General features: G+C 56.2%; 24 protein-coding genes. 7 read left to right on the top strand and 17 right to left on the bottom strand.

The window, feature by feature from the left end:
• From NAC44_RS11275 to NAC44_RS11245, 7 genes are all read right to left on the bottom strand, one after another.
• The gene (locus tag NAC44_RS11275) at window positions 1–1,248 is read right to left on the bottom strand and encodes a cysteine desulfurase (RefSeq protein ID WP_250940826.1); all 1,248 of its coding nucleotides are present in this window, start codon (window positions 1,246–1,248) and stop codon (window positions 1–3) included.
• On the bottom strand, window positions 1,241–2,515 hold the full coding sequence (gene sufD / locus NAC44_RS11270) for a Fe-S cluster assembly protein SufD (protein ID WP_250940825.1): 1,275 nt from the start codon (window positions 2,513–2,515) through the stop codon (window positions 1,241–1,243). Before sufD ends, NAC44_RS11275 begins: the two co-directional genes overlap by 8 nt.
• A 24-nt stretch (window positions 2,516–2,539) precedes the next feature.
• Entirely contained in the window at window positions 2,540–3,295 is a 756-nt protein-coding gene (gene sufC, locus NAC44_RS11265) for a Fe-S cluster assembly ATPase SufC (RefSeq protein ID WP_250940824.1), read from the bottom strand.
• Window positions 3,296–3,308: 13 nt separating this feature from the next.
• Window positions 3,309–3,791, bottom strand: coding sequence for a cupin domain-containing protein (locus NAC44_RS11260; protein ID WP_250940823.1), 483 nt, complete (start codon window positions 3,789–3,791; stop codon window positions 3,309–3,311).
• A 180-nt stretch (window positions 3,792–3,971) separates the two neighbouring features.
• Entirely contained in the window at window positions 3,972–4,313 is a 342-nt protein-coding gene (locus tag NAC44_RS11255; RefSeq protein ID WP_250940822.1) for a GIY-YIG nuclease family protein, read from the bottom strand.
• An 87-nt stretch (window positions 4,314–4,400) separates the two neighbouring features.
• A complete protein-coding gene (sufB, locus tag NAC44_RS11250) occupies window positions 4,401–5,870 on the bottom strand; it encodes a Fe-S cluster assembly protein SufB (protein ID WP_250940820.1) in 1,470 nt (489 codons plus the stop codon).
• Between the two features lie 148 nt (window positions 5,871–6,018).
• Window positions 6,019–7,185, bottom strand: a complete 1,167-nt coding sequence (locus NAC44_RS11245; RefSeq protein WP_250940818.1) for a cysteine desulfurase family protein — start codon at window positions 7,183–7,185, stop codon at window positions 6,019–6,021.
• Window positions 7,186–7,400: 215 nt separating this feature from the next.
• Between NAC44_RS11245 and NAC44_RS11240 the strand changes: the two genes are divergently transcribed.
• From NAC44_RS11240 to NAC44_RS11225, 4 genes are all read left to right on the top strand, one after another.
• Window positions 7,401–8,078: an alpha/beta hydrolase gene (locus NAC44_RS11240; RefSeq protein ID WP_250940817.1), complete on the top strand. Its 678-nt coding sequence runs from the start codon at window positions 7,401–7,403 to the stop codon at window positions 8,076–8,078.
• 251 nt (window positions 8,079–8,329) lie between these two features.
• Entirely contained in the window at window positions 8,330–9,805 is a 1,476-nt protein-coding gene (locus NAC44_RS11235; RefSeq protein WP_250940815.1) for a DEAD/DEAH box helicase, read from the top strand.
• 7 nt (window positions 9,806–9,812) lie between these two features.
• The gene (locus tag NAC44_RS11230; protein ID WP_250940813.1) at window positions 9,813–10,217 is read left to right on the top strand and encodes an NUDIX domain-containing protein; all 405 of its coding nucleotides are present in this window, start codon (window positions 9,813–9,815) and stop codon (window positions 10,215–10,217) included.
• 807 nt (window positions 10,218–11,024) lie between these two features.
• The gene (locus NAC44_RS11225) at window positions 11,025–12,038 is read left to right on the top strand and encodes a hypothetical protein (protein ID WP_250940810.1); all 1,014 of its coding nucleotides are present in this window, start codon (window positions 11,025–11,027) and stop codon (window positions 12,036–12,038) included.
• A gap of 132 nt (window positions 12,039–12,170) precedes the next feature.
• On the opposite strand, the gene NAC44_RS11220 is transcribed toward NAC44_RS11225, so the two are convergent.
• From NAC44_RS11220 to hemN, 7 genes are all read right to left on the bottom strand, one after another.
• Complete coding sequence (locus NAC44_RS11220; protein WP_250940809.1) at window positions 12,171–13,103, bottom strand: lipid A biosynthesis lauroyl acyltransferase; 933 nt, start codon at window positions 13,101–13,103, stop codon at window positions 12,171–12,173.
• A 4-nt stretch (window positions 13,104–13,107) separates the two neighbouring features.
• Window positions 13,108–14,136 (bottom strand): zinc-binding dehydrogenase, encoded by a 1,029-nt coding sequence (locus tag NAC44_RS11215; RefSeq protein ID WP_250941093.1) that lies wholly within the window; start codon window positions 14,134–14,136, stop codon window positions 13,108–13,110.
• 82 nt (window positions 14,137–14,218) lie between these two features.
• Window positions 14,219–15,508 (bottom strand): beta-ketoacyl-ACP synthase, encoded by a 1,290-nt coding sequence (locus NAC44_RS11210; RefSeq protein ID WP_250940807.1) that lies wholly within the window; start codon window positions 15,506–15,508, stop codon window positions 14,219–14,221.
• Window positions 15,509–15,517: 9 nt separating this feature from the next.
• Window positions 15,518–16,723, bottom strand: a complete 1,206-nt coding sequence (locus NAC44_RS11205) for a beta-ketoacyl-ACP synthase (protein WP_250940806.1) — start codon at window positions 16,721–16,723, stop codon at window positions 15,518–15,520.
• A gap of 238 nt (window positions 16,724–16,961) precedes the next feature.
• Window positions 16,962–17,435, bottom strand: a complete 474-nt coding sequence (locus NAC44_RS11200) for a 3-hydroxyacyl-ACP dehydratase FabZ family protein (protein WP_250940805.1) — start codon at window positions 17,433–17,435, stop codon at window positions 16,962–16,964.
• Window positions 17,436–17,490: 55 nt separating this feature from the next.
• Window positions 17,491–17,769, bottom strand: coding sequence for an acyl carrier protein (locus NAC44_RS11195; RefSeq protein ID WP_112831921.1), 279 nt, complete (start codon window positions 17,767–17,769; stop codon window positions 17,491–17,493).
• Between the two features lie 105 nt (window positions 17,770–17,874).
• Window positions 17,875–19,239, bottom strand: coding sequence for an oxygen-independent coproporphyrinogen III oxidase (gene hemN, locus NAC44_RS11190; RefSeq protein ID WP_250940804.1), 1,365 nt, complete (start codon window positions 19,237–19,239; stop codon window positions 17,875–17,877).
• A 183-nt stretch (window positions 19,240–19,422) separates the two neighbouring features.
• Between hemN and NAC44_RS11185 the strand changes: the two genes are divergently transcribed.
• The 3 genes from NAC44_RS11185 to NAC44_RS11175 all read left to right on the top strand — a co-directional run bounded on the left by NAC44_RS11185 (window position 19,423) and on the right by NAC44_RS11175 (window position 21,239).
• Window positions 19,423–20,154: a Crp/Fnr family transcriptional regulator gene (locus NAC44_RS11185; RefSeq protein ID WP_250940803.1), complete on the top strand. Its 732-nt coding sequence runs from the start codon at window positions 19,423–19,425 to the stop codon at window positions 20,152–20,154.
• A gap of 12 nt (window positions 20,155–20,166) precedes the next feature.
• Window positions 20,167–20,658: a peptide deformylase gene (locus tag NAC44_RS11180; protein WP_250940802.1), complete on the top strand. Its 492-nt coding sequence runs from the start codon at window positions 20,167–20,169 to the stop codon at window positions 20,656–20,658.
• A gap of 83 nt (window positions 20,659–20,741) precedes the next feature.
• A complete protein-coding gene (locus tag NAC44_RS11175) occupies window positions 20,742–21,239 on the top strand; it encodes a BON domain-containing protein (RefSeq protein WP_250940801.1) in 498 nt (165 codons plus the stop codon).
• Between the two features lie 68 nt (window positions 21,240–21,307).
• Here the strand turns inward: NAC44_RS11175 and thrS are convergent, their stop codons facing one another.
• From thrS to NAC44_RS11160, 3 genes are all read right to left on the bottom strand, one after another.
• The gene (gene thrS, locus NAC44_RS11170) at window positions 21,308–23,311 is read right to left on the bottom strand and encodes a threonine--tRNA ligase (RefSeq protein ID WP_250940800.1); all 2,004 of its coding nucleotides are present in this window, start codon (window positions 23,309–23,311) and stop codon (window positions 21,308–21,310) included.
• Between the two features lie 172 nt (window positions 23,312–23,483).
• Window positions 23,484–23,909: a membrane protein insertion efficiency factor YidD gene (gene yidD, locus NAC44_RS11165; protein ID WP_250940799.1), complete on the bottom strand. Its 426-nt coding sequence runs from the start codon at window positions 23,907–23,909 to the stop codon at window positions 23,484–23,486.
• Window positions 23,909–24,352, bottom strand: a complete 444-nt coding sequence (locus NAC44_RS11160; protein ID WP_250940797.1) for an iron-sulfur cluster assembly scaffold protein — start codon at window positions 24,350–24,352, stop codon at window positions 23,909–23,911. The genes yidD and NAC44_RS11160 overlap by 1 nt, the downstream gene beginning before the upstream one ends.
• Window positions 24,353–24,612: the final 260 nt, after the last annotated feature.

Genomic DNA, 24,612 nt, shown 5'->3' with positions numbered 1-24,612 from the left:
TCAGGCGAAGAAATCTCTGGCATAGTCGAGCGCTTCGGCCAGCGCATCGATTTCCTGCCTTGTATTGTAGAGAGCAAACGAGGCGCGGCAAGTCGATGTCACGCCAAAACGGTTCAACAAAGGTTGGGCGCAGTGGGTTCCGGCCCGCACGGCCACGCCGCGCCGGTCGATCACCATCGAGACATCATGGGCGTGGATGCCCTGAATCTCGAAGGAGAAGATTGCCCCCTTGCCCGGCGCATCGCCAATGATCCGCAGCGCATTGATTGCCGACAGCCGCTCGCGGGCATAGGCCGTCAGATCCGCCTCATGGGCGGCAATCGCTTCGCGACCAAGGCTTTCCATATAATCCAGGGCAAAACCCAGTCCGATGGCCTGCACGATCGGCGGCGTACCCGCCTCGAAACGATGCGGCGGATCGTTATAGGTGACGATGTTTTGCGTTACCTCGGCAATCATTTCACCGCCGCCCATAAAGGGCTGCATCTCGGCAAGCCGCTCCGTCTTTCCGAAAAGCACACCGATGCCAGAGGGGCCATACAGCTTGTGGCCGGTCATCGCATACCAATCGCAGCCGATATCCTGCACATCGACAGGCATATGCACAGCACCCTGACTACCATCGACAAGCACCGGAATGTCGCGTTCGCGGGCAATACGGCAGACTTCTTTCACCGGCACCACTGTGCCGAGCGCATTTGACATATGGGTGATGGCGATCAGCTTTGTCCGCTCGGTCAGACGCTTTTCCAGCTCTTCAATATGGAAGGCGCCATTGTCATCCACCGGCACCCAGACCAGTTTCGCACCTTTGCGTTCGCGCAGGAAATGCCAGGGCACGATGTTGGAATGGTGTTCCATGATCGACAGAACGATCTCGTCGCCCTCACCGATCTCCTTCATGCCATAGCCATAGGCGACCGTATTGATCGCCTCGGTCGAGGACTTGGTGAAGACGACCTCGTCCACAGATCCGGCATTCAAAAACCGCCGCACCTTTTCGCGCGCCGCCTCATAGGCATCCGTGGCTGCATTGGAGAGAAAATGCAGGCCGCGATGCACATTCGCATACTCCTGCGAATAAGCATGGGTGATCGCATCGATCACCATTTGCGGCTTCTGGGCGGAAGCACCATTATCGAGATAGACCAGCGGCCTGTTGCCATGCACCATGCGCGACAGGATCGGAAAATCCCGCCGCACTGCATCGACATCATAAGCGCCAGACGGCTTTGCCTGATCAGCCATGGTGATCCAGCCAGCCGGAGATCACCTTTTCCAGGGCCTCGACCAGCGCCTCATCCTCGAGTTCCTCGACAATCTCGGCCACGAAGGCGTTGATCAGCAGGCCGCGGGCCTGTTTTTCCGGGATCCCGCGCGACATCAGATAATAGAGGTGGTTCTTCTGAATGTCGGCAACCGTCGCGCCATGGGCGCACTGCACGTCATCGGCAAAGATTTCCAGCTCCGGCTTCACCGAAAACTCGGCGTCGTCGGACATCAAAAGCGTGTTGCAGGCCATGCGCGCATCGGTTTTCTGGGCATCGGGCGCCACCCGGATCATGCCCTGAAACACGCCCCGCGCCTTGTCGAACACGACATTGCGGATGATTTCCGTCGATGTGGTGTTCGGCACGTCATGGCCAAGCGTCATGGTAACGTCGGTATGGCTGTCGCCGCCGAGCAGATTGACGCCGCGCAGGGTGAAATCCGAACCCTCACCTGCCGTCACCACATGAACTTCCTGCCGCACCAGCTTGCCGCCGGTATTGATGACGAACAGCCGAAGCTTTGCATCCGCGCCCAGTTTCACCTTGATCTGGCCAAGATGGGTATCGGACGGCCCCTGCTGCTGCACGATGATCCAGACAACTTCAGCACCATCATCCAGCACCAGATCACTGACCGAGGTGACGAAAGCAGTCGCCTCACCGGCATTGCGGTGACGCTCGATCACGGTTGCCTTCGAGCCCTGGCCAAAGCGTGCCGGAAACCGGCTATGCACCTGACCGCCACCCTGAGATGCCTGAATTTCAATCGGCTTGTCCGGCGCGGCATGGGCTGCCACGGTCAACACATAGCCGTCACGCACGAAGCTGCCATTGATACGGCCAATAGCGTCATCCTTGCCACGGGCAGCAAGCGCTTCAGCCGCCGTGCCGCTGTGCAGGCTTTCGGCATAGGAGGACACGGTTACGCCCTCCAGTCCCGCATTCTCACGGCTCTCGCCCTGACGCAGTTCCAGAAGACGCGCGCCCTCGACCAGCGGCATCACCGCCTTCGTGGTCACAACGGGTGCAGCCTCCGGCAGGCCGCGCAACTGGGCCTTGAGATCGGTATAATGCCAGGCCTCGATGCGACGGCTTGGCAGACCAGCCTTTTTCAGATCGTCAAACAGAATGTCGCGCGCGCCAAGAACTGCCCCATCGCCCGGCAGATCACCGATCTGGGCAGAATAGGCATCGATCAGCGCGGTCTCGGCCGCCGTCGGCCGGTTCGCAGCTTGCAGATTCATTGCACCACTCCTCTTGCTGCCCGCTCAGGCCGCCTGGCCGGTGATATCAGCATAGCCATTGGCTTCCAGCTCCAGCGCCAGGCTCTTGTCGCCGGTCTTGACGATCTGGCCTTTGTAGAGAACGTGAACCGTATCCGGCACGATATAATCCAGCAGACGCTGGTAATGGGTGATGACCAATGTTGCCCGATCCGGCGATTTCAACGCATTGACGCCATCGGCAACGATTTTCAGCGCATCGATGTCAAGGCCGCTGTCTGTCTCGTCGAGAATGCAGAGCTTCGGCTCCAACAGCGCCATTTGCAGGATTTCTGCACGCTTCTTTTCGCCGCCGGAAAAGCCGACATTGAGCGGACGCTTCAGCATGTCCGGGTTGATCTTCAGCTCGGCGGCGGCTTCCTTGACCCGACGCATGAAATCCGGCGTGGACAATTCCGCCTCACCACGCGCCTTGCGCTGCTCGTTCATAGCCACTTTCAGGAATTGCATCGTCGCAACACCCGGAATTTCCACCGGATACTGGAAAGCCAGGAAAATGCCCTTGGCGGCCCGTTCTGCCGGGTCAAGCTCAAGGATGTTCTCGCCGTTGTAGATGATCTCACCTTCGGTCACTTCATAATCGTCACGGCCGGAGAGAATATAGGACAGCGTCGATTTTCCCGAGCCGTTCGGCCCCATGATCGCGGCCACCTCGCCCGCCTTGACGGTGAGGTTCAGCCCGTGAATGATTTCCGTGCCATCTTCGGCGATACGGGCATGGAGGTTTCTGATTTCAAGCATGGTCAAATTCCTGTCAAATCTCGCCATCGAAATAATCGAGGCTGGAGGCCATACGGCCAATGTAACGAAACTGGTTCGTGTTTTCTTCAGTGCTGGAGAGAATCTGAAACTTGTCAGACTCTGGATATTCGCAGACATCCGGTGTCCGTTTGGTGGAAACGCTCAGATATTTCAGGTCATGCCGACCGGTATTGATGATATGATGCGCCGTTTCACGACCACCTGCCGGTGCCGCCATCACATCCCCCGGACGCACCGAAAAATAGGCATCACCATAGCGATAGGTTCCCTCACCTTCCAGAATGAAGAACATCTCCTCATTGGCATGGTGATTGTGAAAGGGGGAGGAACGTTTTCCAGGCGCCACGACCGTCAGATTGTAACCCAATTGACGCGCACCGATGACATCGCTGAGCGAACCGCAGCGATCGGCAAACACATTGCCGGCCGAGCTGGCCACAAGCTCTACTTCATCGATGTTCATCACTGGCTTCATACGAAACACTCCATCGTTTTTCCTCAAGCAGCCCGGCACTCCGTTGATCGATATACTTCAGGTTCGCCCCAATATCTCTTTCACAAGAGCGATGATCATAATGGAAGACACTGCCTCATCATCACGTCATCCTCGGGCTTGTCCCGAGGATCTGCCGGGATTTCCGTCTGCCTCTACCTATCAGTTATAGTCATTCCACATTCTCGTATTCTTGTTGGGCTTATAGACATTCTCGATCTCATCAACACGTTCATAAAGATCGAGCCAGGTCGGGTTCAAACCCTCAATCAACGCAATCTTCCATTCCCGCAGATATCGTTTCAGAGATTTTTCCCTCTGAATGGCCAGAACGATGTTCGGATGCGTTTCAAACCAGACAAGATTTTTTGCCTTGTATCTGGATGTAAAACCTTCATGAACCTCGTTTTTATGCTCCCATATCCTGCCAGTTAAATCCGCTGTGACGCCCGTGTAAATGACACCGCGCGGTTTCTCGGAGAGCATATAGACAAAAGCACTCATGAAACTGGTCACCCTTGGCAGATCCTCGGGTCAAGCCCGAGGATGACGGTGAAAACCGATACGTCCTGACCAGACCCGAAACCGCGTTTACCCCACGCTCCCCTCAAGGCTGATCGAGATCAGCTTCTGCGCTTCGACGGCGAATTCCATCGGCAGTTCCTGAATGACGTCGCGGACGAAGCCGTTGACGATCAGGGCGATAGCCTCTTCTTCCGGAATGCCGCGCTGCATGGCGTAGAACTTCTGGTCCTCGGAGATTTTCGAGGTGGTGGCCTCGTGCTCGACCTTGGCGGTGGAATTCTTCACCTCGATATAAGGCACGGTATGCGCACCGCAGGTGTCGCCGATCAGAAGCGAGTCGCAATTGGTGAAGTTGCGGGCGTTTTCAGCGCGGCGGTGCATCGATACCTGACCGCGATAGGTGTTGTTCGACACGCCTGCCGAAATCCCCTTGGAGATGATGCGGCTCGACGTATTCTTGCCGAGATGGATCATCTTGGTGCCGCTATCGACCTGCTGATGACCGTTGGAAACGGCAATCGAGTAGAACTCGCCGCGGCTGTCGTCGCCGCGCAGGATGCAGGAGGGATATTTCCAGGTGATGGCCGAGCCGGTTTCCACCTGCGTCCAGGAAATCTTCGAGCGGGCGCCGCGGCAATCGCCACGCTTGGTGACGAAGTTGTAGATGCCGCCCTTGCCATCCTTGTCGCCGGGATACCAGTTCTGCACGGTGGAATATTTGATTTCGGCGTCATCCATCGCCACCAGTTCGACCACGGCGGCGTGAAGCTGGTTTTCGTCGCGCTGCGGCGCGGTGCAGCCTTCAAGATAGGAGACGTAGGCACCTTCTTCAGCAATGATCAGCGTACGCTCGAACTGGCCGGTATTCTTCTCATTGATACGGAAATAGGTGGAAAGCTCCATCGGGCAACGCACGCCCTTCGGCACGAAGACGAAGGAACCGTCAGTGAACACCGCCGAGTTCAGCGTTGCATAATAATTGTCCGTGGTCGGCACCACCGAGCCCAGATATTGCCGCACCAGCTCCGGATATTCACGGATGGCTTCGGAAATGGACATGAAGATCACGCCCGCCTTCTTCAGCTCGTCCTTGAAGGTGGTGACGACGGAAACGGAATCGAACACGGCGTCGACTGCAATCTTCGAGGATTGCACGCCCGCCAGAATTTCCTGTTCCTTCAGCGGAATGCCGAGCTTTTCATAGACCTTCAACAGCTCCGGATCGACCTCATCCAGCGACTTCGGGCCTTCCGCTGTCTTCGGCGCGGCATAATAATAAATGTCGTTGAAATCGATCTTCGGATAATCGACGCGTGCCCATGTCGGTTCTTCCATGGTCAGCCAGCGGCGATAGGCGTCGAGCCGCCATTCCAGCATCCAGTCCGGCTCGCGCTTTTTGGCGGAAATGAACCGGATGATGTCTTCGGACAGGCCCTTGGGGGCCTTGTCCACTTCGATCATGGTTTCAAAACCATATTTGTACTGATCGACGTCGATCTGGCGGACCTGATCGATCGTTTCCTGTACGGCCGGCATGTGTCTCTCCAATCTTGCCGGGTCAAGGTCCGGCAGCTTGTCACAGGACAAAACGGCGCGCCGTTTTCATGTCCCATTCCTATGTAAGTCTTCATCGCCCGGAATTCACCCCTTGAAGAGGGTTTTCCAGCCGGGTTTATCTATCTACTCAGGCCGCCTGACCGGCTGGCCTTCTGCGTGCGGCAATGCGGGCAAAGATCGCAATCGCCGCGTCAATATCCTCTTGCGTCGTGGCAGGACCCAGCGAGAGCCGCAGACCACCCATCTGTGCATCCTGTCCCATGGCCGTGAGCACATGGCTTTGCCCAACCTTGCCCGAAGAGCAAGCCGCTCCCGCCGACAGCGCCAGCCCTTCAAGGTCGAAGGCGATCTGGCCGGTCTCCGCCTTCATGCCTGGCAGGGTGAAAAAGCAGGTATTACCGATCCGTGCCACATCATGCCCGTGAATGATAAGATCGGGCGCTGCCGCGCGCATGCCCGCCTCCAGTCTGTCGCGCAAGGATGTGACGTGTAAATTGCGATTGATCAAGTCTTTTTGCGCCAGCTCCGCCGCAACGCCAAAACCGGCAATCGCCGCCAGATTTTCCGTGCCGCCGCGATGGCCTTTTTCCTGGCCGCCGCCACGGATCAACGGCTCCGGCATCAATGTCTCGCCACGGGCAATCAGGGCGCCCGCCCCCTTGGGGCCGCCGAGCTTATGCGCCGAGATCAGCAGGAAATCCGCATCCAGAGCATCCATCTCCACGGCCATACGTCCAACAGCCTGCACAGCATCGACAACGATGAGACCGCCTTTGGCATGAACCAGCCTCGCAGCCTCAGCAACAGGCTGAACAACGCCGGTCTCGTTATTGGCCAGCATCACCGCCACAAGCGGCAGACCCGCCTCGACCGGATGCTCTGCCAAAAGTGTTTCCAACCGGGCAAGATCGGTAACGCCTCTCGGCGTCACCGGAATTTCAGTAATCCTGTCGGGTGCAAACCGTCCACCGAGACGCACGGCCGGATGCTCGATGGCCGAAACATAAAGCCTGCCCAGCGAAAGCGGCGAACGCCCCATGCGCCAATGAGGCGTCAGCACCAGATTGGCGGCTTCTGTGGCGGAGGAGGTCAAGACAACCGATTGCGGATTGGCGCCAACAAGTGCTGCCACCTGCCGTCGCGCCTTTTCAACCAGCGCACGGGCTGCACGGCCCTCACCATGCACAGAGGACGGGTTGCCCGGCATGGCAAAGGCATCAATCATGGCTTCGCGCACAGCATCCATCAGCGGCGCGGTGGCGTTCCAGTCCATATAGATGCGCTTGTGGGCCATATTTCTTCAGCTTCCTCGCCTCATCTTCCAATCAGGATGCATTTTCCTTGAAATTTCGGCGGCGACTGCACTATGACAATCCAACGACGTGGATTGACCATAATTTTTGTAATGGTTCTAAACTGCGTTTTAGAAAAGCTGACTGCTCCCGTCAAGTCATCTCATGGGCCAGGACGGGTTCGGACATTAAAAAAGACAGCAAGACCGGAGACTACATGCCCGAAGTCATTTTCAACGGACCAGCAGGCCGCATCGAGGGCCGTTATCAACCCTCGAAGGAAAAGAGTGCGCCGATCGCCATCATCCTGCATCCGCATCCGCAATTCGGCGGAACGATGAACAACCAGATCGTCTATCAGTTGTTCTACATGTTCCAGAAGCGCGGCTTTACCACGCTGCGGTTCAATTTCCGTGGCATCGGTCGTAGTCAGGGCGAGTTCGACCATGGCGCAGGTGAATTGTCCGATGCGGCATCGGCACTCGACTGGGTGCAGAGCCTGCACCCCGATTCGAAAAGCTGCTGGGTTGCCGGCTATTCTTTCGGAGCCTGGATCGGCATGCAGCTTCTGATGCGCCGTCCGGAAATCGAAGGCTTCATGTCGATTGCACCGCAACCGAACACCTATGACTTTTCCTTCCTGGCGCCCTGCCCCTCATCCGGCCTTATCATTCACGGGGATTCCGACAAGGTTGCCCCCTCGCGCGATGTTCAGGGTCTGGTGGACAAGCTGAAAACCCAGAAAGGCATTCTGATCACCCAGAAAACCGTTCCGGGCGCCAATCACTTCTTCACCAATCAGGTGGATACGCTGCTGGCCGAATGCGAAGACTATCTCGACCGCAGGCTCGACGGCGACCTGGTGCCGGAACCGGCAGCCAAGCGCCTGCGCTAACCATGACGGCCAGCGTCAAAGATCAGAACTGATGACGCTGGCTGATTTATGTCAGAAATCTTGCAGGACCTGTGAAAAAATTTGCCTTTGCGCAACAGGCTTCTGTAAAATTCAGAGTTTATTGACAATTACAAGGCAGTTCGCTCTGCATTTATTGACTTTGAGGCAGTTTGGGCCTATTGCGCGCTAGCGAATAGCCAATTTGGCTTTATCACGTGTGTTCGCCCGAACAATATGGACATCTTTTCCCTTTGACCACATTTGCCGATCTTGGCCTGAGCCAAAAAGTTCTTTCTGCTGTTACCGACGCCGGATACACCACACCGACGCCGATCCAGGCAGGTGCCATTCCCCCAGCGCTGATGCGCCGCGACATCTGCGGCATAGCCCAGACAGGCACCGGCAAGACGGCATCTTTCGTGCTGCCGATGCTGACGCTGCTGGAAAAGGGCCGAGCGCGGGCACGCATGCCGCGCACGCTCATTCTGGAGCCGACGCGAGAACTGGCAGCGCAGGTGGCCGAGAATTTCGAGAAATACGGCAAGAATCACAAGCTGAACATTGCTCTCTTGATCGGCGGCGTGTCGTTTGACGAGCAGGATCGCAAGCTGGAACGCGGCGCCGACGTGCTGATCTGCACACCCGGTCGCCTGCTCGACCATTGCGAACGCGGCAAACTGCTGATGACCGGCGTTGAAATTCTCGTGATCGATGAAGCCGACCGCATGCTGGATATGGGCTTCATTCCCGATATCGAGCGCATTGCCAAGCTCATTCCCTTTACCAGACAGACGCTGTTCTTCTCGGCTACCATGCCGCCGGAAATCCAGAAGCTGGCTGACCGCTTCCTGCAAAATCCGGAGCGCATCGAAGTCGCGCCACCGTCTTCCACCGCCAAGACGGTGACACAGCGGCTTGTTGCATCCAACAGCAAGGACTGGGACAAGCGCGCCGTTCTTCGCGACCTCATCAAAGAGCAGACCGATCTGAAGAACGCCATTATCTTCTGCAATCGCAAGAAGGATGTGGCAGAGCTGTTCCGTTCGCTGGACCGTCACGGCTTTTCCGTTGGCGCACTGCATGGTGACATGGATCAGCGCTCGCGCACGACCATGCTGGCCAATTTCAAGGACAACAACATCACGCTGCTGGTCGCATCGGATGTTGCGGCCCGTGGTCTCGACATTCCCGATGTCAGCCATGTGTTCAATTTCGATCTTCCCATCCATGCGGAGGATTATGTCCACCGCATTGGCCGTACGGGTCGCGCAGGGCGCTCCGGCAGCGCCTTCTCGATCGTGACCCGTCACGACACCAAATTCCTCGATGCCATTGAAAAGCTGATCGGACAAAAGATCGAATGGCTGAATGGCGACCTTTCCACTCTCCCGGCGCCAACAGAAAACGACAGGGAAGAGCGGCGCGGGCGCGGCAAGGACCGCGGGCGCAACAAGAACGCAAGTCATAAGACTGACACGCGCAACGGGCAGAATACGACCGAGGAAACGGCAGACAGGATGGAGCAGGTGAAGCAAGACCGCAGGTCCGACAAGCGGACACAGAACAACAATCGGGACCAGCGCCACAACACTGCCCCCAACCCTGCCAATGACGACAATCAGCGCCGCCGCAACCGTTACCATGACTATGACGATGGCCCCACGCCCGTCGGCTTTGGCGATGATATACCCGCTTTTATGCTGATCACCGTCAATTCCAAGGGCTGATACGCTCATGCGACCTGGCGTAGATTTTCCAGGTGTCGGCGTTGGCCTGGCCATTGTCCGAGACGGAAAACTACTGCTCTACAAACGGAAAAAGCCGCCGGAAATTGATTTCTGGAATATTGTCGGCGGCAAGGTCGATGTGATGGAACCGTCCATCGATGCAGCGAGACGTGAAGCAGAAGAGGAATCCGGGTTAACGATCAACTCTCTGACTTTTGTCGGCGTAACCGAACAGATCGTTGAAGCCGATCAACAGCATTGGGTTTCCCTGCTGTATGTCTGCCATGATTTCAGTGGCGAAGCACGACTCACCGAACCGGACAAGCTCTCCGATTTCGGGTGGTTCGATCTTAAGGATCTGCCTGAACCACTTTCCGTTTTCACCAAAACGATCTTGCCATTTCTCGACTGATCCTCCGTTTCTTTTTATCTCTTCTTTTTGCCCCCTGAACCCGATCGTTCATGGAGGACAAGGAAGCGATACATGCCTTTACCGCCCACTCTCTGAACTCACCACCGGAACGGATTGATAAAGCCTGTATTCTCATCCTGTCGGAACGACAGAAGAATATCGGCTGCAAAATCATAACTGAATTTCATCAGCAGCACACAATATATCGCGATAGTTGTGCATCTTAAATGAATGCAGTTTCGACAAAAAGAGACAAATTTTAGCATACCAGAGAAAATATATATTTTTAAAAAAATATTTAAATTAAATACAGATCATTTTAAAATTGCCTCTCTTTCTTCCAGGCATCATTATAATAAATTTTTGGGCTACAAACAGCCGAAAGTGGTCCGATTTTGAAAATTGAAACGACAACAAAATGATCATCAACATTGCCATAGATATACAAAATCGAACAAAAAAACATAACTGTAAATTTTTGAAGGGATATAAATCTCCATATTGACCCCACCAATAAAATTCGTAAAGTGAAATGCAAGCAAGGATTGAATACGAAACATTTCCGTTAAGTCATGCGCGGAATGACGATTTCAGTTGATATCCGCTTTTAAAAAACATGTCTGGATTAGACAAAGCCAAAAGGATGGAAAGGATTTTCTGCGGTTTCATCCGTGATGATGCAAACGGCACAGCGGTCGCCAATGTAGGGCAGCTTTTCGCAAAGCCGATGCAAAAGACAAAAGGAAGCCGAACCAGACGATAAGTTTCGTCGTCCTATCCTGTGAGCATAAAAGGAATGACAGGGGCATGTTCGATCATTCTTTTCCCATTCATCCGTCTTGTGGGAAACTTAGCCGTTATGACATTGCCGCACATCCCCTATTTGTCTCTGTCCAACGTTGCCTGTCCGGATATTTTATCGACCTGCATACAAAATCGCCCAGACTGTCTCGTTTGCAGTCATCGCTGCGAAAGACGCTTATGACGCAAGCCTTGTATAGTCTGGCGCTTCAGCGGCAACATACGGAGCCTCTCTCCGGCCTGACGGCAGCAAGATATGCAGAAATCATGTCAAGGACGGGCACAGCCAGTCGCAATACCGCCACATCCTATCTGGCTGAACTGGTTGCTTATAAACTACTGCAGGAGGCTGACGGTGTCACCGACAGGCGGCTGCGGGTTCTGATCCTGACGGATGTCAGCCGAACGGCAATGGTCAACTGGTTTCTCGGGCATCTGCACTTTCTGGACAAACTGGATAGAGGACATCGGTGCCGTCAGTTCCAGGGATGTGATGCGCTGTTCGTCCATTCACAGTCGGCGCTGACAAAACTGCTGTTTGAAGATCCCCTCTGGAATAAGCCACCCGACAGCATCAATTCTTTCCTCTCCTCCGACATGGGAATTATGATCCTGCACGATTTATTTCATCGCCTTCCGCAAAGGCTGATAAACGATCGCTACACTCTCGGGCCGGTGTCTCTGGGCATGCTGAGCAGCAAGTATCTGGTATCGACCACCACGCTAAAGCGGATCTTCAAAATCTCGGAAAATGAGGGCCTGCTTGGGTGGGAGCAGAGCCGTCGACGCGGTGACCTGTGGCTGTCACCACAGTTCGTAAAGAGCACAATAGAGTGGCAGGCGGCAAAGCTTGAACTGATCAACACCGCTTTTGTCGCGTCCTGCAATCAGCTTGGCATCAACCGCAATGCCATCGCAGACACTGGTGACGCAAAACATATGTTTGCATCCAGCGTTCAATCAAGTGCAAAAGATATGACAGCGCCGTTCGCCAAATATGGCGCACAAAACTCGCTGTAACAGTTTTAATCTGCTGAATCATTTTCACCTTCAATCTCACCCGATCTCAGGAATCGTGCAGCAAAACACTTCAAATATTGCAGATAAACCAATGAATTAAATAGATTTTATTGGATCACCCCGCAAGACAGTTCAGAGACTGTCCTTGATGTTCCAGCGGTCATGGTACCAGAGCCACTGCTCCGGATATTCCCGCACCCAGCTTTCCACCTTGTCATTGAGAAGCTGCGCTGTCGCCTGCACGTCGAGGCGGCCAGCCGCATCATGCGGCAGCGAAATTTTCGGCTCGATCTCCAGCCGGTAGCGATTGCCAGGAAGCCGGATGCAGCGCGCCGGATAGACATCGCAATTGAATTGCCGCACCAGCTTGGCCAGCAGCGGATTGGTGCGCACATCACGCCCGAAAAACTGCGTTGGCTGGCCTTTCTTGAACTTCTGGTCAACCAGCACGCCAACGCCCTCACCCGCTTCGAGCTGGCGCGCCAGATGAAAAGACGAACCGGCATGGGAGGGCACGAGCTTACCCATCCTTTCCTTGCGGAAATTGAACACCATATCGGCGATATAGGGATTGTTGGGCGGGCGAAACAGCACCGTGACGTAAAGGCCGTAAGCCGCTCCTGCCACAGGCAGCATTTCAAAATTGCCGGTATGGCCGGTAAAGACGATGAAGGGACGGCGATTTTCCAGAAGATCGGTAAAGACCGGAATGCCGGACACCTCGACGCGGCCCTCGCCTGGACGGGCCGGATCAAAGTCGAACAATTCGTCAAGAAACACATATTCCGCCATCTGACGGCCCATATGGCCCCAGGCATTGATGGCGATGGTTTCGATCTCCTCGGCGCTTTTTTCAGGAAAGGCGTTGGTGAGATTGGTCAGCATCAACCGATGCCGCGACAGCTTCGGCCCGATCAGACGCACCATCCGATCGGTGAAATTGATCGCCGCATCCGCCGGCAGAAGTTTCAGCAACATCAACAGCAGAAACAGCAGCCTCGCCACCAGCCATTGCGGAAAATTCCGGCCAGCCAGAACGAGCTTGGTGACAATGCGCCGAACCACCGGCTCAATCCATCACGAGCACGATCTTGCCGAAGACCTGACGGCCTTCCATACGCTCAAGCGCACGCTCGATATCGTCCAGCGTCACCTGCGTGTCAATCACCGGATGGACAATGCCACGGGCCATTTTCTGCATGGCATTGGCCATGTTTTCCATACGGCAGCCGAAGGAGCCGAGCAGCTTCAACTGCTGCTGGAAGAGCATCATCAGATTGACTTCGGTCGAAACGCCGGAGGTCGAGCCGCAGGTGACGAGACGCCCGCCGCGCTTCATGCAGAGCATGGACCCCGCCCAGGTATCCTTGCCGACATGCTCAAACACCACATCGACGCCCTTTTTCTTCGTCAGCTTGCGCACAACGCCTTCGAAGCGGTCCTTGCGGTAATTGATGACGTGATCGGCGCCCAGCGCCTTGGCCGGTTCGATCTTGTCATCGGAGCCGACAGTGGTGATGACCGTGCAGCCGATTTTCTTGGCAAGCTGGATGGCCGCCGAACCGATGCCGGAACCGCCCGCATGCACGAGAATGGTCTCGCCCGGCTCAAGCTTCGCATTGTCAAACAGCATATGTTCAACCGTACCAAAGGTAACCGGCGCCAGAGCCGCACCGATGGCATCGACGCCAGGCGGGGCCGGAACCAGTTGTCGGGCCGGAATATTGACCTTTTCCTGGGCAAAGCCGTCCAGATGGAAGCCATGCACGCCGCCGACATGTTCGCACAGATTGTCACGTCCCTCGCGGCAGGGCTTGCACAAGCCACAGACCCGCGCGCCATAGATCGACACAAGTTGGCCCGGCAGCACATTGGCAACACCCGGACCGATCGCCTCGACCACGCCGGAGGCTTCCGCGCCAATGGTCAGCGGCATTTTGCGCTTGGCAAAGGCCATGCCGCGCCAGCCCCAGACATCGATGTGGTTCAAGGCCACGGCCTTGACCCGAAGCGTCACCTCACCCGGCGCTGGCTCCTCCGGTTCCGGCACATCGACGATTTCAAGCTTGCGGTCATCCAAAAGCTGCAGGGCGCGCATAGTCAGTCCTTTATTCATGCAAGACAGCCATTCATCAGCAAGCCAATGAACAGCCATGCCTTATTTTTTGTCCCGGCTCCGATCAGGCCGGCTCACGTGTCATGACCAGGCTGGCATTCTGTCCACCAAAACCAAAACTGTTGGACAGAACCGCCGACACCTGTGCATCCCGTTTTACATTCGGCACCACGTCGAGAACAATGGCCGGATCGGGATTGGTATAATTGATCGTCGGCGGCAGCGTGCCGGTCAGCATGGTCTGGAGCGAGAAGACCGCCTCCACCGCGCCTGCCGCCGTCAGTGTATGGCCGATCATCGACTTGTTCGACGACACCGGAATCTGATCCTTCAGCCGATCGCCGAAGACGGAGAGCATGGCGCCATATTCCATCTTGTCGTTTTCCGGCGTCGACGTGCCATGTGCATTGATATAGCCGATGCCGTCCTCGGCAATGCCAGCATCTTCGAGAGCGGCCCTGATCGTCGCAATGGCCGGTCCACCATCTGGCGAGGAGCGGGTGCGGTGGAAATGGTCGGCCTTTTCGCCGCAGCCCTTGATGATGCCAAGCACTTTTGCGCCGCGGGCAATGGCTGCTTCCAGCGATTCCAGCACCAGCGTCGCCGAACCTTCGGCAATGACAAAGCCGTCGCGATCCTTGCTGAACGGCTTGGAGGCCTTTTCCGGCGGATCGTTCTGGGTGGAAAGCGCCGACAACAGGGCAAAGCGGATCAGCGCTTCGGCCCCAACTGACCCGTCGGTAGCGACCGTCAGCGCCCTGTCGGTGCGGCCCTGACGAATGGCCTCGACGCCGAGCTGGATGGCGGTGGCACCAGAAGCGCAGGCAGTCGACAGCGTTACCGGCAGGCCGCGTGTGCCGAAACGGTCGGAAAGACGCTCGGAAATCGAGCCGAACTGCACGGCTTCGAGAAAGACCGGATCGGCCTCGGCACGCATCGCCGCGAGGAAGCGCTTATAGGCATGGCCCTCTTCGCTCTCCTTCGGCGCGCGTTCGGCCAGACGGAAGCGGTCTTCCCATTCCGGCTCGACCGGCGGAGCGGCCAGAAACAGCGGACCGCCGAAATCGCCGCTAAGGCCAGCCTGCGCCAGAGCCTCCAGCGTGGTTTCCCGCGCCATGGCATAGGAACGCTCGACGGCATTGACCGCCGGCACATCGATGAAATCCACCGTGCCGCTGATGCGGGTGTTGAGTCCTTCCGTCGGGAAACGGGTGATCTTGTGAATGCCGGAAACGCCGCCGGTCAGCTTTGCCCAGTTATCATCCAGCCCCTGTCCAAGCGACGTGATCACGCCCATACCAGTGACGGCAACAAGAGGACGGCCCAGATGATCCTTGAAACGATTATCGCTCATTGTCTTTCCTCACGCCTCGGCGGACAGGTGGGCCATGCCCTCACCCCGCACATAGCCGACAGTGGTCACCACCGCCGCGGCTGCGGGGCTGGTCATTTCCGTTTCGCATTCAGGGTCGAAGGTCGGAAGAATTGCTTTTACGTCCAGCGCCAGTGCCGCCAATGCCAGACCGAGCGGAAACTGCGCCTCAAGCGAATGGCCGGTCAAACCGCCAAAACCACGCAGAACAGCACCCGGATAAGCCTGTATCAAAGCCGTCTTTTCACGAGCCGTAATGTCATGCAGGCCGCTTGCGCCGCTCAAGACCAGCAGATCCTTGTCATCTTTGCCGCCGACACTGTCGGCCAGACGGGCAAGACGCTGCTCAAACGCACCACTTTCGCGGCTGCCACGATCGCCCTCGATCGCATCGACGGTCGCATAGATATGAGCACCACGCGCTTCGGCATACTCGCGGGATTCCAGCACGAGAAAGGCACCGACCGTTCCAAAAATCATGCCGCCGCCCGCCTCCGGCTGGCGCTGCCATAACGGAGCCCAACTGCCCGTCGCATGCGCCTGAATACCTTCGACCAGAAGGAAAATATCGTCCCGCTCGGCAATAAACGCGCCGCCAACCAAAGAGTGGCTGGACTGACCGGCGCGAATGCGGGCAAAGGCGGTCTCCACGGCGGAAATGCCTGCGGCTTCCTCGCCCATGAAGGTGCGCGACGAGCCGGTAACCTTGTGAACAATGGAAATATTGCCCGCCATCAGATTGGACAGCTGCGCCAGAAACAGCGTCGGGCGCAGTTCCGTCGTCAGCTTTTCATTGACCAGCCTTGCGCGGTCATTGTGCTTCAGCCCCTCATTGACGATCAGCGTATCGACATTGATGTCACGCTCACCGCCGCCTGCGGCCACGATCATATCCATGCTGGCGCAGGCATCGGCATTGTCTTTCAAGCCGGCATCATCCAGAGCCAGACCGGCGGCATACACACCGAGACGCTGCCAGTTTTCCATCTGCCGCTGATCACCGCGCTTTGGGATCTGGCTGGACCAGTCGATCTCGGGCATCGGATGCAGCGGATAGGGGGCAAATTTTTCCGTCTCTGTCGGCGGCTGCGACGCAGACCTCGCCGTCAGCAGCGCCATATGCGGCTCCTTGCCAGTGCCATGGCATGTCACAATGCCAATTCCGGTAATGACCACATCCTTGGGCGTCTTTTGCATAGGTTACCTCTTACACACGGTCAGCCTGCATGGGCAAGGCACGGCAAGGCCGGATCTCTGCACTTGCCGTTAACGCCGAACATCGTTTTACGCAATAAGGCCGCGCTGAAAAGCTGCGGCCTTATTGATGAATCAAACAAAAATTCACTTAAACCGCATTTATATCTGACCGATTGCGATCAGCGCGTCTCACGTTTTTGATTTTCGTCAAGCCGTCATCGCCCATGCGTGACATGCTCTAGTTTCCGGCGGCCAGAGCCGACATCAGCCCGATTTCCTCGGCACGAGCGCGAACGATATCGCCAAGCGGCACTTCGGCGAAGGACATGGTCCTGAGCTTGAGCTGACAATCGGCAACTTTTTTGCCAGCAGAGGAAATCTTCGCCCGCGTCACGGCAAAGCCCGAACCTTCATGTTCCAGCTCGGCCTCGATGTCGAGCACAGCCTTCGGCTCGACAAAGCTGCGCATTTTCGCCCCATCCACCGACATCAGGAAGGGCATGGCGGCAAATTTTGTCACCGCCAGCACCAGAAGGCCGGATGCCTGTGCCATGGTCTCGATCAGCAGCACGCCAGGAACGAGCGGCATTCCGGGAAAATGCCCCTCGAAAACCGGAGAGTGTTCCGGAACAATGGATTGCGCTTTCAGCGAAGACGCCGCAAGGTCAACACTTTTGACCTCATCGATCATCTGGAAATATTCCAGCAGCATGGGGATTCCTTATCTGCCGCCGCTCATGCGGGAAAACGAAGGTTTGATCTCTGGCTCAGCCCTTGGCTGCGCGCAGTTCATCGATTTTGGCGCAGAGATTTTTCAGCACGAAATATTCTTCGGTAGAAACCTTGCCTTCGTTGACTTCCTGCGTCCACTGTTCGAGCGGAATCTTGATGCCGAATTCCTTGTCGATAGCAAAGACGATATCGAGGAAATCGAGGCTGTCGATGCCGAGATCGTCGATCGTATGGCTTTCGGGGGTGATGGTTTCGCGATCGATTTCGCTGGTTTCAGCAATGATATCGGCGACTTTGTCGAATGTAGCGCTCACGCCAGTCTTCCTTTACAAATTCAAATCTGCCCCCACATAGGCAAAACTCCGGCAAAAGCCAATGGCCTGTCACGCGAGCTTCACGCAAATTTCGCGCGCTGTTGCCTAAACAGCAATCGAATGGCGGGCTTTTCCGGTTGAAAAGTAAGGATCGAAGGCCGCCGCAATGGTGCGCACGAAAGGACGACCGTCACCGGTGACGATAAAACAGTCATCCTCAACCTTGGTCAAGCCATCCTCATCACAGCTGGCATAAAGACGGGCTTCGTCGATCAGGCCCTCTGACGTCTGCGGAAAGGCCCGGCGCAACTCCTCAAAAGAAAAGAAGAAATTGCACATCAGCTCTTCGATGGCTGTTGCGCGCAAGCGATCCTCAACGGACAAGGCGATGCCACGGCGCACGGCGAGACCGCCCTCCTCGCTCATCCGCAGATAGTCAGAGGTAGATGGCGCGTTCTGCACATAGCCCTGAGGAAGGCGCCCGATGGAGGATGCACCAAAACCGATGAGCGCATCAGCAGCATCCGTGGTGTAGCCCTGAAAATTGCGCCGTAACTGGCCCTGACGTGCCGAAACTGCAAGCGAATCGTCAGGAAGAGCAAAATGATCGATGCCGATGGCGTCATATCCCGCATGCGTCAGCAAGCTCGCTGCCGCCGTCATCTGGGCATAGCGCTCATCAAGCCCGGGCAATACGGCTTCATCGATCATGGTTTGATGCTTTTTCATCCAGGGCACATGCGCATAGCCGAAAAGCGCCACTCTATCGGGCTTGAGAGACAGGATATTTTCCACAGTCTTCTCCAGACGCGCGACCGTCTGATGGGGAAGTCCATAAAGAATGTCGCAATTGACCGAAGCGGCACCACGGCTGCGCACCGCCGCAACCACACTTTGTGTCTGCTCGAATGTCTGTATCCGGTTGATGGCCCTCTGCACCACAGGATCGAAATCCTGCACGCCGAGACTGGCGCGGGTCATGCCGATTTCAGCGAGCGCATCGTAACGCGCCTCATCCATGTCGTTGGGATCCATCTCGACGCTGATTTCGGCATCTGCTGCAAAGCAAAATCCCTGACGCAGATGGCGATTAAGCTCGACCATATCCTCAGGTTTCAGCATGGTGGGTGAGCCGCCGCCAAAATGCACCGCCGTCACCCTCACCCCATCCGGCACGAGCCGCGCAACAGCCTCAATCTCACGGTAAAGCCCCTGAAGATAGGCGGCAACCGGTTGATATTTCAATGTATGTTTGGTGTGACAGGCACAAAACCAGCAAAGCCGATCGCAAAAGGGAATATGCAAATAAAGCGACAGCGTCATGCCGGGACGCAGCGCAGAAAGCCACTGTGCATATTTGCCGCAGTCGATCCCGGTATGAAAATGCGGCGCAGTAGGATAGCTGGTATAACGCGGTGCGGCAGAGGCATATCGGGCAAGCAATGGATTGTGAGAAGCGGTCGCTGTCATGTTTTTTCTTCTCTAAACGAGCAATTATGCGACAGTTTAGGCAGAATAAGAATTGGCAGCTTTGATTTCGATCAATTTCTTGCTACGCTCGTGAGGGTAGAAAATTCTTGTCAAATGCAAAGAGGAAGGCAGCGCAATCAAACTGCTTTCACACAGACCATCACGGCAGTGGGCGGGGTAAACATGGACACGCAAGGCAAGACGATCAAAGGCCACGACCTTGAACCGCCAGCAGTGTGCAAGGCCTGTGAGGCGCGGCATGGAGGAGTATGCTCCACCTTGACGACACACCAGTTGATCGAGCTCAACCGTCATTCGAATCGTCGCAAAATAGAATCCGGCGAAGAGGTTATCGGTCAGGGCGAAGAGATCGAGAGCTACAGCAACATTCTCAATGGTGTGGTCAAGCTGTCGAAGATGATGGCTGATGGGCGCCAGCAGATCGTCGGCCTGCAATTTGCTCCCGATTTCATGGGCCGCCCCTTCCTCAAGGAAAGCAGCCTGACGGCGGAGGCTGCCACCGATGCGGAAATCTGCCTCTTTCCGCGTGCCGTGATTGACAGGATCGTCAACGATGCTCCGGATTTCGAGCACAAGCTGCACCAGCAATCGCTAAAGGAGCTGGATGAAGCACGCGAATGGATGTTGACGCTGGGCCGAAAAACCGCACAGGAAAAGGTGGCCAGCTTTCTTTATCTCATCGCCACCCATATCGATCCGCTGACCCCGTTCCGCAAAACCTTCGATCTGCCCTTGTCGCGCGCCGATATTGCCGATTTTCTCGGCCTGACCATCGAAACCGTCAGCCGTCAGATGACCAAGCTGCGCAAGGAAGGCATTATCGTCATCGAAAACAACCGCCATGTCAGCGTGCCAGAGGCAAGACGGCTACGCGAGGCGGCCGGCATCGACTGAGCGACAGCCTGAATGTCTCTTTCAATTGTCCGCTATCCCGATCCGCGCCTTACACAGCCCTCAGCGCCTGTGGAGGTTTTTGACAGGGATTTGCAGGATTTTGCCGATGCACTTTATCAGACCATGCTGAAAGCGCCGGGTGTCGGTATCACCGCCGCCCATGTCGGACGACTTCTACGGCTGGTCATTATCGATCTGCCGGAACTGGGCGGGCGTCAGGATTATGTCAATCCAGAGATCCTGTCGGTCTCCTCTGACACTATGGACCATGTCGAAGGCAGCGTCTCCATGCCCGGCATGACCGAAAGCCTCACACGCCCTGCCGAAGTTCTGATCCGTTACCAGACACTTGATGGCGTATCTCACGAAACGTCGCTCAAGGGATTTCCTGCCATCTGCATGCAGCATGAAATTGATCAGTTGAACGGTATTTTCTGGATCGACCGGTTGTCGCGGCTGAAACGGGAGCGACTGCTGAAAAAATGGCGCAAAGTCCAATCCTGAGAGGACACACTGCGACCTACAGGAATTTTGAACAAATTGCCGGATCGAGCGTTGTTTTCCCAAATCCAATGGGAGATATCGCCATGGCTTTGGACAAGCACAGTAACCACGTTTCCGATGAAGATGGATTTCGCGATCAGGAAGAACGCGATCTACGCGACGGCTGGCCCTATGCCGATCAGCCTGGGGCATCTTCCATATCGCCCGAAAACAGGCCCTACGGCTCGACGCCCGGCAATTTCGATCGAGACAGCAATCAGGGCTATCAGATTACCGGCGTCAATGAGGCCGGAATGGAAAATTCCCCGATACCGCAAATTCTGTCCCGCACTCGCGGCAAGGAACTGGCGGATGAGATTGAAAACCGCATTTACGAACGACTGGACAGAAGCCAGAACGGCGATTTCTCCAACGTGACCGTGTCAGTCGAGGATCATACGGTGACGCTTACCGGCGTGGTTGATACCACCCAGGAACGCCATACCGCGGTGATGGTGGCACTGAGCACCGCAGGCGTTCGCCATGTGCTCAACAAGATCGAAACACTGGGCGTCGATACCCATCAACCCGATGACGAATAGAGCATCATCAGAAAAGCCTCGCGCTTGATGACAGGCGCGAGGCTTTATCATAGCAAGATAGGCGTCTTTCAGACCGCCGAAGACCGGGCCGCCTGTTTGCGTTTGACATCCGGCGGTGTCGCCTCACCGGCAAGCTGGCTGACGGCCTCATCGAGCGTCATCGAGACCTGCGCCTGCGAACCCAGACGGCGGATATTCACCGTGCGCTCTTCCGCTTCCTTGCGACCGCAGACGATGATCACCGGAACCTTGGTCACCGAGTGCTCGCGGATCTTGTAATTGATCTTTTCATTGCGGAAATCGGTTTCGACATGGAGCCCGGCATCGATAAGAGCTTCGGCAACTTCACGGCCATAATCATCGGCATCGGACGTGATCGTGGCAACCACCACCTGCAGGGGCGCGAACCACAGCGGCATGTGACCGGCAAAGTTTTCGATCAAAATGCCGAGGAAACGCTCCATTGAGCCGCAAATGGCGCGGTGAATCATCACCGGCTGGGTCTTTTCCGAATTCTGGTCGATATAGAAGGCGCCGAACCGCTCCGGCAAATTGAAATCCACCTGAGTCGTGCCGCATTGCCAGTCACGCCCGATTGCATCCTTCAGCGTATATTCGAACTTCGGACCGTAGAAAGCACCCTCGCCCGGCAGAATGCCGGTCTTGATCCGCCCGCCGGATTGCGCCTCGATGGTTTTCAACACCTCCATCATCACGCTTTCCGCGCGATCCCACAGCGCGTCGGAGCCGACACGCTTTTCCGGCCGGGTGGAGAGCTTGACCACCACTTCCTGAAAGCCGAAATCCTCATAGACCGACAGGATGAGATCGTTGATGCGCAGGCATTCCGCCGCCATCTGCTCTTCCGTGCAGAAGACATGGGCATCGTCCTGGGTAAAGCCGCGCACACGCATCAGGCCATGCAGCGCGCCTGAGGCTTCATAACGATGCACGAGGCCGAATTCTGCAAGGCGAACAGGCATATCGCGGTAAGACTTCAATCCATGCTTGAAGATCTGCACATGGCCGGGGCAGTTCATTGGCTTCAGCGCGAAGATGCGCTGATCGGCCTCTTCGTCATCGGGATGGGTAAAGGCATGGGCCGATTTCACGGCAAACATGTTTTCCTGATACCAGCCCCAGTGACCGGAGGTTTCCCACAGCGACTTGTCCAGCACCTGCGGCGCATTGACCTCCTGATAGGTGCCGGCAAGACGGCGACGCATATAGGCGGTCAGGGTCTGGAACATGCGCCAGCCCTTGCCATGCCAGAAGACGACGCCCGGACCTTCTTCCTGAAAATGGAAGAGATCCATTTCGCGGCCCAGCTTGCGGTGATCGCGCTTTTCAGCCTCTTCCAGCAGGCGCAGGTAATTATCGAGATCGGCCTGCTCGGCCCAGGCGGTACCATAGATGCGCGTCAACATCGGATTGTTGCTGTCGCCGCGCCAGTAAGCACCTGCAACCTTCATCAGCTTGAAGGCCGTGCCGATCTGTCCGGTGCTTGCCATATGCGGACCACGGCAGAGGTCGAACCAGTCGCCCTGATAATAGATCTTGACGTCCTGATCTTCCGGGATCGCATCGACCAGCTCGACCTTGTAATTTTCACCCTTGGCGGCGAAAACGTCCTTGGCCTTGTTGCGCGGCCAGACTTCCTTGCGGAACGGCAGGTTGCGCTGGATGATCTCCTTCATCTTCTTTTCGATCTTGGGCAGATCGTCAGGCGTGAAGGGTTCACTGCGGGCGAAATCGTAATAGAAGCCGTTTTCAATCACCGGACCAATGGTGACCTGCGTACCGGGCCACAATTCCTGCACGGCTTCGGCCATCACATGGGCGGTGTCGTGACGGATCAATTCCAGCGCGCGGGGATCGGTGCGGGTGACGATCTCGATCTTTCCATCCGTGACCGGGTCGGCAAGGTCGCGCAATTCACCATCGAGCGCAATCGCCAGCGCCTTCTTGGCAAGCGACTTGGAGATCGATTCGGCGACATCCTTGCCCGTTGCGCCAGCCGGAAAACTGCGCACCGAACCATCGGGAAATGTAAGGGAAACGGCTTCAGACATGATAGCTCCTGATCCAGTCCCGCCAACGAATGCGGGTGGTGACGTGAAACGGTGCGACAGCACCAAAATGAAGTGGCTGGATACTGAAATTCGCCCGGCCAGTAAAGCTTATTCAGCACCATCGAGACCCTGGAGATTCAGCACCCGAGATGAAACTGTCTTGAGAGGGGCTTTAGGCCCGCTTGCGGCCAAAACGAATGAGCCGCCAGACCTGCCAGAAACGATAATCCTCTCCCAGAGATTGCGGCACAGGGTCCACGCCCCATGTGCCACCCGGACCGCAGCGACCCACACGAAACAGCGTGAGCCAGCCGCCGCTCCACAGTCCGTGGCGGGCAATCGCCTCATAGCCATATTCGGAACAGGTGGGCATATGGCGGCAGGCATTGCCGATCAGGCTGGAAAAGGTCAGCTGATAGAGGCGGATGAAGCCCATGGCCAGCAGCCTGCCGGGCGTTTTGCGGAAAGGGCCGTCATAATTGCGCGATGTCGCCTTTGGGGTGTCCGTCCCGACATCATGCCTGTAGCGCAACCGCACCGATCGTGACGGGGCAGCACCGCCATCCTCCTCATCATCGCGTTCACAGAGCAGGCACATCAGCAGGCATCCGCCTTTTCATTGGCTTCGATGAGATCGAGACAGGCTGAAACCGCCTCGAAGGTCAGCATCGTCGAGGCATGGCGGGCGGGATAGTCCTTGACCGGCTTCAGATAGCGCATGTCCTCGAAACGGCCCGATGGCCCTTCGCCGCCCTCTTTCAGCATGGCAAGCATATCGGCGCGCGCTTGACGGAGTTCGGCAAAGCCTGCGCCAATGATACAGCGCGCCATGACCGAGGAGGAGGCCTGACCAAGCGCACAGGCCCGCAATTCGTGGGAAAAATCGGTCACGACGCCATCTTTCGCCTTGAGATAGACCGTCAGACGCGATCCGCACAGGCGGGAGTGTTTTTCCGCCTTCGCATCCGCATCCGCCATCGGGCCGATCCGGGTGATGTTACCGGCGAAATCGAGAATTTTGCTATTATAGATGTCATCCATCGCCAAATTTTCTCCCGCCACTTTATCCCGTGGAAAATGCAGTCTGTCGCATCATCCTGCTTTCAGCGACACTGCGTCGTCATTTCCACTCTATACGTCGCCAAAAGGTTATTTTATAGCAATCTGGAAATTTATAAAAATAGCCTTGTCTTGCGATTGTGAAAACATGATCCAGATGATCGTCGGATGCGTATCTCAGATCATCAAATGCGCAAAACATTCGATGGTGATCAAAGCGACATCTTGGAATCCCGGAATGA

Origin of the sequence: Allorhizobium sonneratiae, from assembly GCF_023700755.1 — a bacterium.
Taxonomy (GTDB): domain Bacteria; phylum Pseudomonadota; class Alphaproteobacteria; order Rhizobiales; family Rhizobiaceae; genus Allorhizobium; species Allorhizobium sonneratiae.
The sequence above is the reverse complement of the archived record's forward strand: the minus strand, read 5'-3'. Positions and strand labels throughout refer to the sequence as shown.